This window comes from Acinetobacter sp. YH12255 (assembly GCF_013417355.1).
Taxonomy (GTDB): domain Bacteria; phylum Pseudomonadota; class Gammaproteobacteria; order Pseudomonadales; family Moraxellaceae; genus Acinetobacter; species Acinetobacter pseudolwoffii.
The window spans coordinates 67,124-82,132 of record NZ_VPEC01000012.1 but is presented as its reverse complement, the minus strand read 5'-3'; the positions used below and the strand labels follow the sequence as shown (position 1 = coordinate 82,132).

Sequence of the window (15,009 nt, the reverse complement as noted above, 5' to 3'; positions counted from 1 at the left end):
GAAATTCATGCACGTGTAGCAGTCCTCAACAGATTTACGGAATTAGGTCGACCACTTACCCAAGTTACGCCTTAAATTTGGCTCAATTAGGGGCGCTTTGCATTTCAAATCTTTGTGCAACAAAGCCAGTGTGATATAAAAAATGGAAACTTAGAAAATAGAAAGGAGAGAGAAATGTCAAAGATTATTGATATAAAGGTGAAAGACCAATTTAGCAAGGTCATTGAGGTGAAAGCTTTATTACGTTCATTTGCAGAGCAACATCAGCATGATGCAATTGATCTGGTAAAAAAAATTGAACATATTGTAGTAGATGGCGAAACTATTTTACCGAGTATTGAACTGTTATTTGAAAGTCAAAAGTCTTCAAATATTTATAAAGTCGTAGAATAACTGGATCAATACGTTATACAAAGGTGAAAAAATTGAGTCCATCTATCCGATATTACAGGTTTAGCCATTAAAAACTCACCTTCCTGGTGAGTTTTTAATGAATGCAGAAAAGCAAAATTTATCCCCTATTAATAAAAAAGCCCACCGAGGTGAGCCAGAAATCAGATGTACTTAAGTTGTACATTCACATCATATTTTTCAAATTCTTGCAGAATCTGTTTTAAGGTTTGCTGAGCGGTGATATGTTCGGGGCTTAAAGAAATTTCCTGACGAGTATTACTGTCAAAACATTCAATGGCTTGAATCAGCCAATAGTATTCGATAGGGCTTTTTTGAATCACTACACGTCGCGGTTGTAAACTGTCACTGAGCTGGCGGGGCAGTACATAGGTAATTGCCAGTTGCACAAGTTCCAGTTCTTCAGCCGGACTTAAAAAGGTAATGACCCAATTGCCCACCTTGCTCAGTTGCATGGGGTTATCAAACGCATCGAATTCTAAATAATGTGGCATATAGCAACCAAGCGGATTTTAATGATCACTATATGGCGAGATTTTCAGGTTTTTTCTATCCCGCTTAAGTCTGATATTTCAGGATTTAAATTTAGAGATAATATAAATATAGTGTAAAATCAATTGTCTATATTTGAAATCTAAATCTGCTTGATTGCTAAAGTCACTCATTTAAGAGTTTAAAAGACTAAGACATGCTTATTCATGAGCTTGATTTTGCTGTAATTGTGCCAAAGAAAAATTGATCTGTTTTAGAATGTAATTCAATTCTTGCGGAGGAAGTCGGCTTTCCTGCAATGAGGTGATCCACTGTATTTGGCACATTTTTAAACTGCGCACATCCTGTACCTGTAAAATATGCTGAATTTGCTGTTTGGCCATCAAGCCACAATATTTTTGTAAGCTTTCCATCATCAGATATTTGAGGTCTTCAAAAGATAAAGCTTGCGGTTCAGGTAGATGAGGTTGATTGTCTGGATTTGTTTCAATAGATGAATTTTCTTTCAGCTCTTCGATAGGAACTAGGAGGTTTTTGCGGTTCTCGGTTACACAAGGGACGGGCAGAGGTGAATTTAAGGGACGGTAAATCTCGGAATGCGCCAAATTGATTTTGGTATCGACTTCTATGCCGGTCTGATGTGGACTGTTTGATATTATGCTAGTGTGAGCCGGAACAATTAAATCCATTTCACAAAGTTGCTCTAAAAGCTCGGCGGGAGCTAGTTGCTGCTTTAATCTCTCATGTAACAGATCAAAATCTTTGCTGCCGATTAGCACCAATAAGCGGCGTTGGCGTGCGGTCAAGGGGATAGAGCGATTCTGTAGCACCTCGACCCCACGTGGAGTTTTATAAAAATGCATCATAGCTGAATGAGTTGTTCACTAAATTCAGCTAGAGCATAGTCTGGGATAATTACAATAATATGAAGAATATATTAAAAAACAGATACTTGTTTTAAGGGGTTTAAAGCGTACTAATCGCGGTATTTTCGAGAGCCTTGCGCAAATAAGGATCCAGTTCATCTTGGCGCAATAGCCATTGCACATAGTCGGCAGGAAGCTCTGCAATTGCGCTACCGCGATGTTTACCAAAGTTAATTGTGCGTGGAATTCGGGCATCTTCAGAAGCATCGAACAGTTCCTGCATACTGTTGATTTTCAGGTGGTGTACGATATGCATCAGGATGTTGGCAGTTAAAATAATATCCATATCGGCACGATGCGCTTTACGGATCATTTCGCGCGCTCGTTCACTGCCTTTGGTAATCATATAAATCAGTGCAGAAATATTATGTGCTTCTGCATCGGGCCAGACCCGACGTGCTAAAGCCAGTGTACAAATCGCTTTAATTTTCGAGGTATCTACCCCACATTTTTCGACAGCACGAACGTCATAATCAATATTATGACCAATCATATAAATCGTTTCATCTGGCAGGCGAAAGGTACTGTAATGTGGCTGACCTTCCAGGTCAGACTCCAGAATATGATGCACCGCCATGGCGGCAAAAGAAATGGGTTCGTCACATGAATAGAGCTGATCAAACAGGCGGCTTTTATCCATACTGATTTTATGGTCTACAATTGCGACAGGCGCATAGGCAATTTCAATGGGTTGACCATTTAAAGTATGCGTTTCGGTATCAAGAATAATGGCCTGCATGCGTTGAGCACCATAAAAGAAGAGACAGACTCATATTAACGATAAATTGGGAAAAAGATTAGGCTGAATATTAAAAAATATACTTTTTAGCGCAAAGAATGCTGTCAATAAATCCAATCTTGCTGCAGGTTAAGGTTCAGAACTCTCATGCAGGAAAAGATTTAGCGGTACACCTGAAATGTTCTAGGGATTACCACGAAGTCGCTGCTCTAGGTTTATAGGGGATAAAAAGGTAAGCGGAACTTAGCTTGAATCTCATTTTAAAATGCTTGCAAAGCGCTCGAGAAAACCAGTCTTTTCACATTTCAAGCAAGACTAGATGGTGAAGGAATAAAAAATACTCAAAATTTTAAAAGTTAAAAACTTTAACGCCAATTCAATAATTTGATTTTACTTAAATTGGTCGTGATTTCTAAAGGCTAGAGCAATATTTATAAAAAACTGCAGAAAGTTCATGATCGAAAATGCAAAACTTCATGCTACAATACGCGCCAATCTTAGCACGGCTTAAAAGCCCTAAATCAATAGGACCTCGCTAATGTTTGCCAATATCTCTATTGCTGAATTTGATCCAGAATTAGCTCAAGCAATCTCGAATGAAGATGCTCGTCAAGAAGCTCATATTGAGCTAATCGCTTCTGAAAACTACTGCTCACCAGCAGTCATGGAAGCTCAAGGTTCAAAACTCACTAACAAATATGCGGAAGGCTACCCAGGTAAACGCTACTATGGCGGTTGCGAATACGTAGACGTGATCGAACAATTGGCGATTGACCGTGCTAAAGAACTCTTTGGTGCTGATTATGCTAACGTTCAGCCACATGCTGGTTCACAAGCAAACTCAGCGGTTTACTTAGCGCTTCTTAACCCTGGCGATACAGTTTTGGGTATGAGCCTTGCTCACGGTGGTCACTTGACTCACGGTGCAAAAGTAAGCTTCTCTGGTAAAACATATAACGCGATTCAATATGGTTTAAACCCAGAAACTGGCGAAATCGACTATGAAGAAGTTGAACGTTTAGCGGTGGAACACAAGCCACGTATGATCGTTGCAGGTTTCTCTGCATACAGCCAAATCGTAGACTGGCAGCGTTTCCGTGACATCGCGGACAAAGTGGGTGCTTACCTGTTTGTTGATATGGCGCACGTTGCAGGTCTGGTTGCTGCTGGCGTTTACCCAAGCCCAGTGCAAATTGCTGACGTAACAACGACCACGACTCACAAAACACTTCGTGGTCCACGTTCTGGTTTAATCCTTGCGAAAGCAAACGAAGAAATCGAGAAAAAATTACAGTCTGCTGTATTCCCGGGTAACCAAGGTGGTCCTTTGGTTCACGCGATTGCAGCGAAAGCGATCTGCTTTAAAGAAGCGATGGCGCCTGAATACAAAGAATATCAAAAACAAGTTGTGGTGAATGCAAAAGCCATGGCTGAAGTGCTAATCGCTCGTGGTTATGATATTGTGTCTGGCGGTACTGAGAACCACTTGTTCTTGTTGTCGTTAATCAAACAAGATATCACAGGTAAAGAAGCGGATGCCTGGTTAGGTGCTGCGCACATTACTGTGAACAAAAACTCTGTACCAAACGATCCACGTTCTCCGTTCGTGACTTCAGGTATCCGTATCGGCACACCTGCAGTAACAACCCGTGGTTTCGGTGAAGCTGAAGTACGTGACCTTGCGGGCTGGATTGCTGACATTCTGGATGCGAAAGGTGATGAAACGGTCATTAACGCGGTGAAAGCGAAGGTTGAAACTGTATGTGCTAAATTCCCAGTTTATGCATAATCGGTTTTAATCGGAAAGGAGCTCCCAACCGGGAGCTTTTTTTATAGCTGTTAAAATGACGAGAAAAAATCAGGATTTGGTTTAGCGCAATTCGAGTTAAACTATATCTATATCGCACCATGATTCAGGCCTAATATTTAATAGCTGATGTTGATAGGACAAGAAAATGAGTCATCAACAAAATCATATTGCGTTTTTCTGAATCTGGCTTAAAGTTTTTTATAGACCAATCTCATTTTTAAATATTTAAAAGAACTGATTTATTCATTGCCAGCTTTTTAGATCCACCCTGTACATTCTGCTTAGTACCTGAAAATTTTTATGCAAATTTCAGACGAGCTCAGGTGTTGGTGCAATAAGCGCTGTGAGTGAGATCATTTTCTTTAAATCTGAACATTGTATTTATAGGAATCATTCAAATATGGGCACAACCTGTATTTGGTGTTCCTGTTGGCTGTTGATTCATTAATTTTTTATTTAGGTATCTAACAAAGGTAATCAGGATGAATAAAACCACTATTATTTTATCTCAGCAGGATTTAGATCGTCTGGAAACCATGCTTGAGCATCAGACCAAGCTGAGCGAAACCATGATTCGTCTGGAAGATGAACTGGCACGTGCTGAAATAGTTGGCCCCGCGGAGATCGCAAGTAATATTGTCACCATGCATTCGCGTGTGTTACTGACTATTGCACCGTCTCCAGAGCCTGTGGAAGTCACACTGGTTTACCCACATGAGTTTAAAGGTGATAAAGGTCAGGTAAATGTGATTGCACCGATAGGCGCAGCCATTCTGGGCTTAGCCGAAGGTCAAACCATTGAATGGCCACAACCAGATGGCCACACCATGAAAGTGACCATTGAAAAAGTGCTTTATCAGCCAGAGAGTACCGGGGATTATCTCTGATATTGTCTTGAACGCATGCTCAAAAGCCATAGTAATATGGCTTTTTTCATCTATGATTTATGATTTATGATTTATGATTTATGATTTATGATTTATGATTTATGATTTATGATTTATGATTTATGATTTATGATTTATGATTTATGATTTATGATTGATGTTCAAGAGTTTCATCAGACTAAGCTAGCAGTACAGCAAAATTTATCAAACACATTTGCTTTCATTGCAAAAAATATAATTAAAATAAAGATAAAACATGGATTTAGTTAAAGTGATGTAACGAATTTCTGGATAAATATACACAACGTGGTCTGTTTTTTTGCTACATTCGAGGATATTCAAGATTTTTATTTAATCTCTCTAAAAGGATACAGTCTTCGTCATGTCGCGATTTGAAGCTTTACCCGCCTTGACTGACATGTCTTTTGATCGTGAAGAAATACTGGCGATCAAACGTAATGAACTTGTGCCTGTACTGAGCCATCAATATGGACTGAATCATTATGCGGATTCTCTGATTCAGGCACAATCGGTGTTATTAAATGGGGTCGATCCGCATTTGACCCAACAGCTGAGCCAGACCATTGAGCAATTGATTCAGGCTTTGGCAGAATCTAAAAAATATCTGAAAAAACGTAAATTTAATGCACTACAAAAATGGCTTGGGATCGATCTGGATTATGGTTCGAGTCAGGTTGAATATTATCAGCGACTGGACCGTTTACTCGATCAAGCAGATCACCTAAGTCGTAAGTTACAGATTGAAATCCAGAAATCTCAGGCCCGTTTTCAGCAGCTTTTGGGTCTACGTGAGCAGATGGCCAAGCATATTGTCGCGGCAGACGAGTTTTTATCAGAATATCCGCTGTTCATCAAAAACCAGCATCCACTGGATAATTTTTCTGAGCGGCTTTCCAAGAAAATCAATACACTGCGTACCTTGCAAAGCAGTAATGACATTGCCATTACCCAGATGCAGCTTTCACAGCAGCTGTCCTTTAGCTTATTAGACCGCTTTAAAGAAGCGCAACAGGTCTTGATTCCGGCTTGGCAATATCATGTCCAACAAAGCCAGAGCAAGCACTCGACAAGTGATCTGGAAAAACTTGATAATAGCCGTGAAAGTCTGATTAAAACGTTAAAAAAATCCCTCGAGAAACCCTCGAAAACATAACAATATAAGGTGAACCATGACCAAGTCTGATTTAGTAAATTTACCTGTTGAAAGCTCGAATGAACTGGTCGAACAAAAATTTCAGCAAATGGATCTGAAAGAACTGGGCTTGCAACCTGCTGACTTTCAGGAAGTACTGGCAGCACGTAAAGAATTGCAGGATATGAGTCATAACAGCGTGGCTGAGTATGGTAAAAATATTGCGACCAAAACCTCGACCTATACTGATGAATTACTGAATCTGGTCCAAAATAGAGATCTGGATGCAACAGGGCAGAAACTGAATCAGGTGGTGCAGGTGGCCCAGCAACTGAATACCAGCAGCATTTTAAGTCAAAAGAAAAGTTCAGGTTTTTTTGGCAATATCATCAGCAAGTTCAAAGGCGCAAAAGGCAACTTTGATGCACATTTCAATACCACCAAAGAGCAGCTCGATGTGCTGGTCAAAGAAATTGAAACCTCGCAGTCCGGTTTGAAAGCGCGTGTAGATACCCTGGATAAAATGTTTGACGGGGTACAGGATGAATATAAACAGTTAGGCGTACATATTGCAGCCGGCCGTTTACGTGAGCAGGAGCTACAGCAGGAAATCTCCGCTTTAACCGCTTTGCCACAAGATCAAACCACAACACAGAAAATTTATGATCTGAACCATCTGGCCAATAATCTGGAAAAACGGGTCAGCGATTTGCAGGTTTTGCAGCAATCTGCCATGCAAACCTTGCCGATGATCCGGATTATCCAGTCCAACAACCTGATGCTGGTCGACAAGTTTTATGCGATTAAAAATATTACTTTACCGGCATGGAAAAACCAGATCAGTCTGGCCATTTCTCTGAGTGAACAAAAGAACAGTGTCCAGCTGGCCAATACCATTGATGATGCCACCAATGAACTGCTGCGCCGTAATGCAGATCTATTGCATCAGAACTCTGTCGATACCGCAAAAGCCAATCAGCGCTCCGTAATTGATATCGAAACGCTTGAACATGTGCAAAACACCCTCATTAAAACAGTCAATGATGTGATACAGATTCAGAAAGAAGGTGTACAAAAACGCACAGAAGCAACCGTGCGTTTAAAGGCTTTACAGGATAATCTGAATCACTTGGTGATTGAATCAAGTACGAGCGGATCAAAGCCCAACTAAATATTGTGGTTGAAGATCTAAAAGGAGTAAAGATTGCCTCCCTTAGATGAATATGCGGTGTCTCCTGGTGAGATCAAGCAAGGCGTGGTTGCGCTCAAGAAACGTCAACGCAATTTGATGTTATTGGGTATCACCAGTTCTACGGTATTTATTGCCTCCATCATTGGTCTGTTTTTTCAGCAGGATCTGGTCTATGGCTTTTTTGGCCTGAGCACTGAAGTGCAGCAGTTACATTTACCGGTCAGTGTAGATGCCACGCTGGCCAGCATTGGTGATAGTCCGGATTATTTTTTTAGTTTGCTGAGCTGGTTTGGCTGGCTGATTATTAAAATTTTTGCTTCTTTTATCGGTGCATTTTTTATCATTGGCCTATTAAAGAAACTGCGTTTCTTTTATGTGCGCTTTCAGTCTTTTGTGCTGAAATTTGTCGCCTGGCTAATTGCCTTTATCGTGATCTGGTCGGGATTAACTTACTGGCAGCATGATTTACGGAATGACCGGCATGATGCTTATCAGCAGGTGGTGTATTACGATAGCAATATCAATGACAGTGAAATTGCACGATACCTCGCCGATTCAGAGATTGCCGCACCGGTAAAATCTTATTTACTGGCACAAACAGCACTTTTGCATAAACCGCAAGATTTATCGGCTGCAAAACCTTATGTATTCAATCTAGTAGAAGTAGAAAAGCAGGATGCAAAATTTGAGCAATATGGCTTTAAGCCGGAACAAATTTGGACCATGCAGCAACAGATCTATGGTCAAGCCATGACACCGGTTGCCAAGAGTGTAAATACGCAAGTACAACAGGCAAACCAGTTGAGTCAGATCACTTATCTGGTGATTATTGGAGTGGCCATTTTATCGGCATTTCTGAGTTTAGTTCTGTTCTTCTTGGCCAATTCAATCAAAGGCCGATCCTTGCGTATCGAGCAACGGATAAATTAATGTTTTGGAAATGCTCCTGTTTAGGAGCATTTTTTATCTGCTGATGAAACAGTATAAAAATTAAAAGTTGAAATACCAAAAATAATTATCAAACCAATGATCTAAAAAAACGATTTACAATATAAAAACAAACTGTTTTACCTATTTTGATTTATGCACTAATATCGCTTTATCAAATAAATATTTATTCCTTTGGAGACGTTAGCCATGTTAGACCAAAATACTTCAGCCCAATTAAAAACACTACTCGAACGTCTGGAAAGCCCGATTGAACTGGTTGCGACTTTAAATGATTCCGACAAATCTGCAAAAATCAAAGAACTGGTTGAGGAAGTGGCTGCATTATCTGATTTAGTCACTGCACGCTTTGATGGTACAAACCAACGTGCTCCAAGCTTTGGTATTGCCAAAGCAGGTGAAGAGCCACGGGTCTACTTCGCAGGTCTGCCAATGGGGCATGAATTCACCTCACTGATTCTGGCTTTACTGCAAAGCTCTGGTTATGCACCGAAAGTATCTGCTGAAGTTTTAGAGTCGATTAAAGGCTTAGGAATCAAATCTGATTTTGATGTATTTGTATCACTCAGCTGCCATAACTGTCCGGATGTGGTTCAAGCCTTAAACCTGATTGCAATTTACAACCCGGGCACAACAGCCACCATGATTGATGGGGCATTCTTCCAGGATGAAGTGGAAGAACGCAAAATCATGGCAGTTCCAATGGTGTTCCAGGACAACCAGCATATCGGTCAAGGTCGTATGACTTTGGAAGAAATCGTGGCAAAACTGGACACCAACTCTGCAGCAAAAGAGGCTGAAAAGCTCAATGCTAAAGACGCTTTTGATGTACTGGTGATTGGTGGTGGCCCTGCAGGGAATACCTCTGCGATCTATGCTGCACGTAAAGGCATTAAAACCGGTATCGTAGCTGAGCGCATGGGCGGTCAGGTCATGGACACCATGGACATCGAAAACTATACCTCGATTCAAAAAACCCAAGGACCTAAGTTTGCTGCTGAAATGGAAGCACACGTACGAGAATACGGTGTTGACATCATGAACCTGCAACGTGTATCTAACATCAAAGGTGCAGATGAAACAACGAATGGTCTGGTAGAAGTCACTTTAGAGAATGGTGCCAAACTTGAATCGAAAACGGTCATCCTGTCTACAGGTGCACGCTGGAGAGAAATGAACGTTCCGGGTGAGCAGGAATACAAAACCCGTGGTGTGGCCTACTGCCCACACTGTGATGGTCCATTGTTCAAAGGCAAACGTGTTGCGGTAATCGGTGGGGGTAACTCTGGTGTTGAAGCTGCGATTGATCTTGCAGGGATTGTAGAGCATGTGACTTTGGTTGAGTTTGATAGCAAGCTTCGTGCGGATCAGGTATTGCAAGACAAATTAACAAGCTTGCCAAACACCACGGTGATTAAAAATGCCTTGTCGACTGAAGTGGTGGGTGACGGTTCACAAGTGACTGCACTGAAATACAAAGACCGTACGACTGACCAAGAGCACACCGTTGAACTTGCAGGAATCTTCGTACAGATTGGTTTGTTGCCGAATACCGATTTCTTAAAAGCAACAGCGGTAGAACTTTCAAATCGTGGTGAGATCCTGATTAATGAGCGTAACGAGACCAATGTGAAAGGTGTATTTGCGGCGGGTGACTGTACTACTGTTCCGTATAAGCAGATCATCATTGCCACAGGTGAAGGCGCGAAAGCATCACTGTCTGCATTTGATTACATCATCCGTTCAGGTCAGTAAAAAATAGCACCAAGGTTCCCCAAAACCTTGGTACTCGATCTCGATTATCTTTGTTATACCTTTTTATAGGAACTCCGGACGCTAACACCAGAGTTCCTTTTTTTATTGTTATATTTGCTTCCTTTTTTAGATCAGCCAGAAGCATCCCCAATTGCTTCTGGCTGTTTCTTTCCTCTGTACTGTTTTTGTTTTGACTCTTATTATTCAGCCTTCCCCAAGGTTGTCTTTATTCAATGCAATATTTATTCCAATGTTTGATCAGTACTTAAGACAGGAACAAATTCAAGACTTTAAATTTTTCTAACAGTTGCTCTTGCGTCTCTACATGCTCAGGATGTGGCACAATGCACTCAATTGGGCATACATCTACACAGGTTTGGCGCTCATAAAAGCCGACACATTCCGTACAACGGTTCACATCAATCTCATAGACTTTCGCACCCTCATAAATCGCATCATTTGGACATTCTGCTAAACACATATCGCAATTGATGCATTTGTCGGTAATCAGCAGCGCCATGTTTAACTCGCCTGATAAGCCAGTGACGATGCCGAAACATCTATAGTCGATGTCGGCAGATTGCGGATGAGCAGTGCATATTGCATATCTACATCTGCCGGAACCGGAATCTCGACGATATGACCTGAGCCTTTAGCCTCAGAAATCAGATTGCCTTTTTTGTCTTTCATTTCGGTTAAAACAAAGCTGATATTGCCTTGCGTCGTCATCAGCTCTAAGGAATCACCCACGACAAAACGGTTTTTTACATCAATTTTGATGGAGTTACCGTTACGTTCTAAGACTTCACCGCAGAACTGTTGATGGTCAAAACTTGAAGAGCCATTTTCATAATTGTGATATTCACTGTGCACATGACGGCGCAGGAAACCTTCGGTATACCCACGATTGGCCAGACCTTCTAATTGCGTCATCAATGCTGGGTCAAATGGTTGGCCCGCAAGCGCATCATCAATGGCCTTACGATAGATTTGTGCGGTACGGGCACAGTAAAAATAGGATTTGGTCCGGCCTTCAATCTTCAAGGAATGTACCCCGACCTTGATCAGACGCTCGATATGTTGTACCGCACGTAAGTCTTTAGAATTCATGAAATAAGTGCCATGTTCATCTTCTTCGGCAGCAAACATGTCTTCATCATTACGTTGTAATAATACCGGTTCATCAAATTGATGCTGTGCTTGCATATGTGCTTCGTCGGCATCTTGAGAGCAGCAGCCTGAATCCAGATTTTTCACTGGAATCACATCACCAGTTTCATCTTCCTTCGCATCCAGAACTTTGTATTCCCAGCGGCAGGCATTGGTACACGCACCCTGATTGGCATCACGTTTATTCATATAACCAGACAGCATGCAACGGCCGGAATAAGCCATGCACAGCGCACCATGTACGAAAACCTCAATCTCCATATCCGGTACTTGCTGTTTAATCTCAGCAATTTCTTCAATCGATAATTCACGTGACAGAATCACGCGCGTGAGTCCCATATTTTTCCAGAATTTTACCGTTGCCCAATTCACTGCATTGGCTTGCACAGACAGATGAATATCCATTTCTGGAAAATGTTCACGCACCATCATGATCAGGCCCGGATCAGACATGATCAGCGCATCCGGCTGCATCGCCACCACAGGTTCCAGATCACGAATAAAATTTTTCAGTTTGGAATTATGCGGCTGGATATTGACGACCACATAGAACTTTTTACCTAGCTCATGGGCTTCTTGAATGCCAATCGCCAGATTGTCATGATCAAATTCATTATTACGAACGCGCAAACTATAACGCGGCTGACCTGCATAGACTGCATCTGCACCATAGGCGAAGGCATAGCGCATATTTTTCAGTGAACCGGCAGGTGAGAGGAGTTCAGTAACGGTCGTCAGGCTCATGATGGAATCGAAAGACATATAAAAAGTACGGCTTTATTCTAACCATCTAAAATTTGGATTCAACCCAGTAAATTACTCGGAAATAAGCCATTTAGAATAAAAAGAATGTTTTATTTTGAGTGAAATGAAGCACTAAAATTATTCAATATTCAATTATTTTTAGTCTGTTCGAGCATTTTTAAAATCTGGCAATGATCAATGGTGGTCGGGACATTACAACTTTTGCGAAGTGCAATCAGCTGTTGTTCGAATAGCTGTAATTCCCTAATTTTTTTGGAGATATCTTCTAAATGCTGGTCGATGAGCTGATTCACTGCACCGCATTCCTGCTGCGGATTCTGTTCGAGTTTAATCAGGGCTTCAATCTCTTTTAAGGACATGTCCAAAGCACGACAGCGTTTGATAAAAAGCAGCCTTTTCAGGGCTTCTTCACCATAATAACGATAGCGATTACTTGCTCGAAAATTCGGCTGTATCAAGCCTTTCTTCTCATAAAAGCGAATGCTATCTGTGCTTAAAGCAGTCTTTTTGGCTATTTCTGAAATTAAATAGACTGACATTGCTCGCTCCTGCTTGACCTTGGAGTTAGTCCATAGTTTCTAATTATTTTAACTCATTTTTTGAACGAAAGTATGGAAGATCAACATGGCCTGTAGCTGTAGTCATGAACCTGTCCCTCCCAAACCTGACAGTAAGTTTAGAACGGTGTTATGGATTGCCTTGGTGGTGAACCTGACTTTATTTGTGGTAGAACTGATTGGTGGGGCCTATGCACATTCATCGGCTTTGTGGGCAGATGCCTTGGACTTCTTTGGTGATGCCGTCAATTATGGCGTCTCTTTGGCGGTCATCGGTGCAAGTCTGTACTGGCGCGCAACAGTCGCCTTGCTCAAGGGAATGACCATGGCCTTATTTGGCTTGGTGATCATGGGCAAAGTCATTTATGCCTATCTGCAAGGCATTCCGCCAGAGGCACTGACCATGGGCTTGATTGGCGTACTGGCATTGCTGGCAAATGTATTTACGGTAGTCATTCTCTATGCCTTTCGTGAAGGTGATTCCAATATGCGGTCAGTCTGGCTGTGTAGCCGAAATGATGCCATTGGCAATGCTGCCGTGATTCTGGCAGCAGTCGGGGTTTTTGGTACAGGCAGTCTGTGGCCAGATATAATAGTGGCGATGATTATGGCGAGTCTTGGTTTAACTGCGGGTTATCAGATTGTGAAGCAGGCACTGGCAGAACGGGCATTAGGACATGAGTCAGCCTGATTCTGAATATTTAAGTTTAATCCTAAAAAAGCTGCTTAACGGGCAGCTTTTTTATGGCCTGTATATTTTAAATAGATGAAAAATAAAGCTTTACAAATCCACTAATTTTAGAAAGAATCATCCGCGAAATTTATAGAATAGCAATATAACTTAACCATTTAATTTTTATTGTTTTTGAGGGGGGGCAATGAACTTCATAAAACTACTTTCACTTGCGGCCATGGTGCTGATGACGGGCTGTAGCTCTATGGTCATCACTTATGATGCCACCGGTCAGGTGATTGGATCATGTAAAGCAACCCGCGGTCTGCTTTCGCTTGCCAGTGCGCATTGTGGTGGTTCAGGTAATGCGATGGGTGTGAATTACAATAGCGTGGATGCCAAGACGGGTTTGTTGCCAGCACTGCCAAGTCAAAACCAGATTAATTTAAAGCCATAAAGAATACAGGGGAATATCATGAAATTATCAGCACTTATTGCACTGGCACTGGTATTAACAGGCTGTGCATCGACAGTGACTACATTTGACTCGCATGGCCGTATGATCGGTTCATGTAAGGCAGAAAGCGGTTTTATCATTGGTGGTGGCGCAGGCTGTTCAGGTTCTGCCAATCAGGAAGGTCGTGATCGTTAATTTTTTAACTCCGATTCAAATAAAAAACCGAAGCTTCAAGCTTCGGTTTTTTAATTCTGATCATCTAAAATCAGATTTTATTTTTCCACGAATGCACGTTCAATCACGTAATCGCCTAGAACACCCATTTTAGGTGACTCTTTTAGACCGTGTTGGTCTAGAAGTGCAGCCACATCGTCGAGGAAGGCCGGGCTACCACACAGCATAGCGCGATCCGTTTCCGGGTTAAAACGTGGCAGACCAATTTTTTCAAACAGTTCGCCGGTTTCAATTGCAGTCGTAACGCGACCTTGGTTCGGATATTCTTCACGGGTTACGGTTGGGTAGTATACCAATTTTTCTTTCGCGCCGAGTTCAGAGAAGAATTCGTGATTTGGTACTTCATTCAAAATTAAATCTTGATAAGCCAGTTCAGAAATGAAACGGGTACCATGCACGATAATGATTTTTTCAAAACGTTCATAAGTTTCAGGATCACGGATGGTCGCCAAGAATGGTGCAAGGCCAGTGCCTGAAGACAGAAGATACAAGTTTTTGCCTGGGTTCAGGTCATCTAGCACCAAAGTACCTGTCGGTTTTTTAGAAATCAGGATGTCATCGCCGACTTTTACTTTTTGTAGAATGGAAGTCAGTGGGCCATCCGGCACTTTAATTGAGAAAAACTCTAACTCTTCTTCGTAGTTGGCACTTGCAATTGAATATGCACGCATTAAGGGCTTGCCATTGACTTCAAGGCCGATCATTACAAACTGACCGTTTTTAAAACGTAAAGCAGTGTCACGAGTCGTTTTAAAAGAGAATAAAGTATCATTCCAGTGGTGGACGTGAGTAATCTTTTCGACGTTAAAAGCAGCCATTAAAGGTCTCAATAAGTTATCA

17 protein-coding genes are annotated in these 15,009 nt (G+C 41.6%); 10 read left to right on the top strand and 7 right to left on the bottom strand.

Going from position 1 to position 15,009, the window contains the following annotated elements; all coding sequences use genetic code 11:
- The first annotated feature begins 174 nt into the window (after nucleotides 1–174).
- Nucleotides 175–393, top strand: coding sequence for a hypothetical protein (locus FTV30_RS07355; RefSeq protein WP_180001332.1), 219 nt, complete (start codon nucleotides 175–177; stop codon nucleotides 391–393).
- A gap of 161 nt (nucleotides 394–554) precedes the next feature.
- On the opposite strand, the gene FTV30_RS07350 is transcribed toward FTV30_RS07355, so the two are convergent.
- The 3 genes from FTV30_RS07350 to FTV30_RS07340 all read right to left on the bottom strand — a co-directional run bounded on the left by FTV30_RS07350 (nucleotide 555) and on the right by FTV30_RS07340 (nucleotide 2,568).
- Entirely contained in the window at nucleotides 555–905 is a 351-nt protein-coding gene (locus FTV30_RS07350; RefSeq protein WP_005097506.1) for a hypothetical protein, read from the bottom strand.
- 198 nt (nucleotides 906–1,103) lie between these two features.
- Nucleotides 1,104–1,769: a hypothetical protein gene (locus FTV30_RS07345; protein WP_180001331.1), complete on the bottom strand. Its 666-nt coding sequence runs from the start codon at nucleotides 1,767–1,769 to the stop codon at nucleotides 1,104–1,106.
- A 100-nt stretch (nucleotides 1,770–1,869) separates the two neighbouring features.
- On the bottom strand, nucleotides 1,870–2,568 hold the full coding sequence (locus FTV30_RS07340) for a DNA polymerase III subunit epsilon (RefSeq protein ID WP_005097503.1): 699 nt from the start codon (nucleotides 2,566–2,568) through the stop codon (nucleotides 1,870–1,872).
- Between the two features lie 538 nt (nucleotides 2,569–3,106).
- Here FTV30_RS07340 and glyA point away from each other — a divergent pair.
- The 6 genes from glyA (at nucleotide 3,107) to ahpF (ending at nucleotide 10,313) form a co-directional block, all read left to right on the top strand.
- Nucleotides 3,107–4,357, top strand: a complete 1,251-nt coding sequence (glyA, locus tag FTV30_RS07335) for a serine hydroxymethyltransferase (protein ID WP_005097502.1) — start codon at nucleotides 3,107–3,109, stop codon at nucleotides 4,355–4,357.
- Between the two features lie 503 nt (nucleotides 4,358–4,860).
- Nucleotides 4,861–5,265, top strand: a complete 405-nt coding sequence (gene rnk / locus FTV30_RS07330; RefSeq protein ID WP_005097501.1) for a nucleoside diphosphate kinase regulator — start codon at nucleotides 4,861–4,863, stop codon at nucleotides 5,263–5,265.
- Nucleotides 5,266–5,647: 382 nt separating this feature from the next.
- On the top strand, nucleotides 5,648–6,439 hold the full coding sequence (locus FTV30_RS07325) for a hypothetical protein (protein ID WP_005097500.1): 792 nt from the start codon (nucleotides 5,648–5,650) through the stop codon (nucleotides 6,437–6,439).
- Between the two features lie 16 nt (nucleotides 6,440–6,455).
- Nucleotides 6,456–7,589, top strand: a complete 1,134-nt coding sequence (locus tag FTV30_RS07320; protein WP_005097499.1) for a toxic anion resistance protein — start codon at nucleotides 6,456–6,458, stop codon at nucleotides 7,587–7,589.
- Nucleotides 7,590–7,622: 33 nt separating this feature from the next.
- Nucleotides 7,623–8,540, top strand: a complete 918-nt coding sequence (locus FTV30_RS07315; protein WP_180001330.1) for a hypothetical protein — start codon at nucleotides 7,623–7,625, stop codon at nucleotides 8,538–8,540.
- A gap of 207 nt (nucleotides 8,541–8,747) precedes the next feature.
- Nucleotides 8,748–10,313 carry an alkyl hydroperoxide reductase subunit F gene (ahpF, locus tag FTV30_RS07310; protein ID WP_100355383.1) on the top strand — a complete coding sequence of 522 codons (1,566 nt, stop codon included), beginning with the start codon at nucleotides 8,748–8,750 and terminating at the stop codon, nucleotides 10,311–10,313.
- Nucleotides 10,314–10,578: 265 nt separating this feature from the next.
- Here the strand turns inward: ahpF and FTV30_RS07305 are convergent, their stop codons facing one another.
- The 3 genes from FTV30_RS07305 to FTV30_RS07295 form a co-directional block, all read right to left on the bottom strand.
- A complete protein-coding gene (locus tag FTV30_RS07305) occupies nucleotides 10,579–10,833 on the bottom strand; it encodes a YfhL family 4Fe-4S dicluster ferredoxin (RefSeq protein ID WP_100534819.1) in 255 nt (84 codons plus the stop codon).
- Between the two features lie 2 nt (nucleotides 10,834–10,835).
- Complete coding sequence (gene yegQ / locus FTV30_RS07300; RefSeq protein WP_180001329.1) at nucleotides 10,836–12,245, bottom strand: tRNA 5-hydroxyuridine modification protein YegQ; 1,410 nt, start codon at nucleotides 12,243–12,245, stop codon at nucleotides 10,836–10,838.
- Between the two features lie 131 nt (nucleotides 12,246–12,376).
- Nucleotides 12,377–12,787, bottom strand: a complete 411-nt coding sequence (locus tag FTV30_RS07295; protein WP_180001328.1) for a Cd(II)/Pb(II)-responsive transcriptional regulator — start codon at nucleotides 12,785–12,787, stop codon at nucleotides 12,377–12,379.
- 85 nt (nucleotides 12,788–12,872) lie between these two features.
- On the opposite strand from FTV30_RS07295, the gene FTV30_RS07290 reads away from it, so the two are divergent.
- The 3 genes from FTV30_RS07290 (at nucleotide 12,873) to FTV30_RS07280 (ending at nucleotide 14,130) form a co-directional block, all read left to right on the top strand.
- Entirely contained in the window at nucleotides 12,873–13,496 is a 624-nt protein-coding gene (locus FTV30_RS07290) for a cation transporter (protein ID WP_180001327.1), read from the top strand.
- A 187-nt stretch (nucleotides 13,497–13,683) separates the two neighbouring features.
- Nucleotides 13,684–13,935: a hypothetical protein gene (locus FTV30_RS07285; protein WP_180001326.1), complete on the top strand. Its 252-nt coding sequence runs from the start codon at nucleotides 13,684–13,686 to the stop codon at nucleotides 13,933–13,935.
- 18 nt (nucleotides 13,936–13,953) lie between these two features.
- Nucleotides 13,954–14,130: a hypothetical protein gene (locus FTV30_RS07280; protein ID WP_005097486.1), complete on the top strand. Its 177-nt coding sequence runs from the start codon at nucleotides 13,954–13,956 to the stop codon at nucleotides 14,128–14,130.
- A 77-nt stretch (nucleotides 14,131–14,207) separates the two neighbouring features.
- Here the strand turns inward: FTV30_RS07280 and FTV30_RS07275 are convergent, their stop codons facing one another.
- Nucleotides 14,208–14,987 carry a ferredoxin--NADP reductase gene (locus FTV30_RS07275; protein ID WP_005097483.1) on the bottom strand — a complete coding sequence of 260 codons (780 nt, stop codon included), beginning with the start codon at nucleotides 14,985–14,987 and terminating at the stop codon, nucleotides 14,208–14,210.
- Between the last annotated feature and the right edge of the window lie 22 nt (nucleotides 14,988–15,009).